Here is a 654-nt window from a genome sequence, read left to right on the forward strand (position 1 = left end):
AAACTCTCCCTACAAAGATTATAAACCAATATATTTAGATCCTAACTTTTATACAGGAGAGAGATCCACTCTTTTAGAATTTAGAGATTGGCAAAGTATTTATTTAAAAGATCCTATCAAAGGAGCTATAGCTCCTTGGACTAAAGCAGAAAAAGCTTATTATAAATCCCTAAAGACAAAAAGAGAAAGATATAAATATCTAGTAATAAGAAGCGGACTTAGAAGCACTGTTATAGATATACCCTATGAAGCATATGCTAATGTAGATGAAAAAGGAAATTTAATCCATAAAGATTATGAAGAACTCTACAAAGAAGTAGAAGCAAACAGAGATATGGCTAATATGCATAAAGGTTGGCTCTTTATGGCAGAATGGGAACTAGCAGCAGGAATACTAGGAGATATTAAAGGATTTATAGGAGCCTTACAACTTTCTATGACAGGATTTAAAGCAAGAAATAGGGCAGTAAATTTTTTATTATTACAATTAGGGCATCAAGAAAGTTTTAAAACTTTATATGATGGATACCAATATAGAGGCTTAAGAGCAGGTTTACATAAAAACCCCCTAAAAGCTCAAATGTTAAAAGACTTTGCTAAAAATCCTCCTTATGATGAATTTGGTATGCTACCTTTCTTAGATGAGCTTATAGG

Annotated in this window: 1 pseudogene; it reads left to right on the forward strand. The window is 31.8% G+C overall.

Features of this window, described 5'->3' with window-relative positions:
- A pseudogene (locus B6S12_RS10785) lies at nucleotides 1–654 on the forward strand (hypothetical protein); the annotation flags it as partial.

Origin of the sequence: Helicobacter valdiviensis, assembly GCF_003245365.1 — a bacterium.
Lineage (GTDB): Bacteria > Campylobacterota > Campylobacteria > Campylobacterales > Helicobacteraceae > Helicobacter_D > Helicobacter_D valdiviensis.